Annotated in this window: 2 rRNA genes (1 of these 2 cut by a window edge); both read left to right on the forward strand. The window is 56.7% G+C overall.

Annotation, left to right across the window (positions count from 1 at the left end):
* Nucleotides 1–2663: ribosomal RNA gene (locus tag BKM74_RS18270) — 23S ribosomal RNA — on the forward strand (it extends 81 nt beyond the left edge of the window).
* A gap of 173 nt (nt 2664–2836) precedes the next feature.
* Nucleotides 2837–2951 (forward strand): 5S ribosomal RNA (gene rrf / locus BKM74_RS18275).
* Nucleotides 2952–2999 lie beyond the last annotated feature (48 nt).

Consider the following 2999-nt stretch of genomic DNA (forward strand, 5'->3'; position numbering starts at 1 on the left):
GGAGGGGCGAGCACCCTTTGATCCGCGGATGTCCGAATGGGGAAACCCGGCCCTTTGGGTCATCCCATGCTGAATCCATAGGCATGGGAAGCAAACCCGGCGAACTGAAACATCTCAGTAGCTGGAGGAAAGGAAATCAACCGAGACTCCGCTAGTAGTGGCGAGCGAACGCGGACCAGGCCAGTGGCCTAATTGAGCGAACCGGAACCGTCTGGAAAGTCGGGCCGTAGCGGGTGATAGCCCCGTACGGGTAAGAGCTCTTTTAGGTCCTCGAGTAGGGCGGGACACGTGAAATCCTGTCTGAACGTGGGGGGACCACCCTCCAAGCCTAAGTATTCCTTGGTGACCGATAGTGTACCAGTACCGTGAGGGAAAGGTGAAAAGCACCCCGATGAGGGGAGTGAAATAGACCTGAAACCGGATGCCTACAAGCAGTGGGAGCCTCTATAAGGGGTGACCGCGTACCTTTTGTATAATGGGTCAGCGAGTTAGTCTGTGCAGCAAGCTTAAGCCGTTAGGTGTAGGCGTAGCGAAAGCGAGTCTGAATAGGGCGATTGAGTTGCACGGATTAGACCCGAAACCGAGTGATCTAGCCATGGGCAGGCTGAAGGTGCGGTAACACGCTCTGGAGGGCCGAACCCACGTCTGTTGAAAAAGACGGGGATGACCTGTGGTTAGGGGTGAAAGGCCAATCAAACTCGGAAATAGCTGGTTCTCCGCGAAAGCTATTTAGGTAGCGCGTCGTAGCGATTACCGCCGGGGGTAGAGCACTGGATGGGCTAGGGGGGCGCGAGCCTTACCAAACCTAACCAAACTCCGAATACCGGTGAGTACAGCACGGCAGACAGACGGCGGGTGCTAACGTCCGTCGTCAAGAGGGAAACAACCCAGACCACCATCTAAGGTCCCCAAGTCATGGCTAAGTGGGAAAGGATGTGGGAAGGCCAAGACAGCCAGGAGGTTGGCTTAGAAGCAGCCATCCTTTAAAGAAAGCGTAATAGCTCACTGGTCTAGATAAGCCGTCCTGCGCCGAAAATGTATCGGGGCTCAAGCCATGCACCGAAGATGTGGGATATCCGCAAGGGTATCGGTAGCGGAGCGTTCCGTAGGCCTGCGAAGGGAGAGGGGTGACCCCTCCTGGAGGTATCGGAAGTGAGAATGCTGACATGAGTAGCGACAAAGAGTGTGAGAAACACTCTCGCCGAAAGCCCAAGGGTTCCTGCGCAAGGTTAATCCGCGCAGGGTGAGCCGGCTCCTAAGACGAGGGCGACAGCCGTAGTCGATGGGAATGGGGTTAATATTCCCCAGCCTGCTAGAGGTGACGAAGGCCGGTAGTTGTATCTCCTTATCGGATTGGGGGTGCAGCGTAGGACTTCCAGGAAATAGCCCTAGCATATAGACCGTACCCGAAACCGACACAGGTGGGCAGGTAGAGTATACCAAGGCGCTTGAGAGAATGATGTTGAAGGAACTCGGCAAATTACCCTCGTAACTTCGGGATAAGAGGGACCTCCCATTGGGCAACCAGTGGGTGGTGGCACAGACCAGGGGGTGGCGACTGTTTACTAAAAACACAGGGCTCTGCGAAGCCGCAAGGCGACGTATAGGGTCTGACGCCTGCCCGGTGCCGGAAGGTTAAAAGGAGGGGTGCAAGCTCCGAATTGAAGCCCCGGTAAACGGCGGCCGTAACTATAACGGTCCTAAGGTAGCGAAATTCCTTGTCGGGTAAGTTCCGACCTGCACGAATGGCGTAACGACTTCCCCGCTGTCTCCAACATCAACTCAGCGAAATTGAACTCTCCGTGAAGATGCGGAGTTCCCGCGGTCAGACGGAAAGACCCCGTGCACCTTTACTACAGCTTTGCAGTGGTATCAGGAGTTGGATGTGTAGGATAGGCGGGAGCCTTTGAAGCGTAGGCGCTAGCTTGCGTGGAGGCACCCTTGAAATACCGCCCTTCTGTCTTCTGATATCTAACCGCGGCCCGTTATCCGGGTCCGGGACCCTGCATGGCGGGTAGTTTGACTGGGGCGGTCGCCTCCCAAAGAGTAACGGAGGCGCGCGATGGTGGGCTCAGGCTGGTCGGACATCAGCTGACGAGTGCAATGGCATAAGCCCGCCTGACTGTGAGGCAGACATGCCGAACAGAGACGAAAGTCGGTCATAGTGATCCGGTGGTCCCACGTGGACGGGCCATCGCTCAACGGATAAAAGGTACGCCGGGGATAACAGGCTGATAACCCCCAAGAGTCCATATCGACGGGGTTGTTTGGCACCTCGATGTCGGCTCATCACATCCTGGGGCTGGAGCAGGTCCCAAGGGTTCGGCTGTTCGCCGATTAAAGTGGTACGTGAGCTGGGTTTAGAACGTCGTGAGACAGTTCGGTCCCTATCTGCCGTGGGTGTTCGAGACTTGAGAGGATCTGTCCCTAGTACGAGAGGACCGGGATGGACGTACCTCTGGTGTACCTGTTGTCGCGCCAGCGGCACCGCAGGGTAGCTATGTACGGACGGGATAACCGCTGAAAGCATCTAAGCGGGAAACCCCCCTCAAAACCAGGTCTCGCTTGAGAGCCGTGATAGACCATCACGTCGATAGGCCAGGGGTGTAAGCGTGGTAACACGTTCAGCTGACTGGTACTAATCGCTCGATAGGCTTGATCAGCCCACCACACGCAGCGGCAACGCCCGGCGAAAAGCCAGGGATTGCCCTGCCGGTACAGGTCAGGAAAGACAAGACATCACGAGAACAACGACAGGCCGCTGCAGGCCGCAGATGACAGGTGAGTTCCGCTACGCTTCGAATGAGACTAAGCGTAGGGGGGCGTGCTTTGACGATCTGGTGGTTATGGCAGGGGGCAAACACCCGATCCCATCCCGAACTCGGCCGTGAAAACCCCTAGCGCCGATGGTACTTCGTCTTAAGACGCGGGAGAGTAGGTCGCTGCCAGATCTTCCAAGCACGCTTCCGTACAGGAACATGCCGATCCCGGCCCAATAC

This window comes from Oceanibaculum nanhaiense, from assembly GCF_002148795.1.
GTDB lineage: Bacteria > Pseudomonadota > Alphaproteobacteria > Oceanibaculales > Oceanibaculaceae > Oceanibaculum > Oceanibaculum nanhaiense.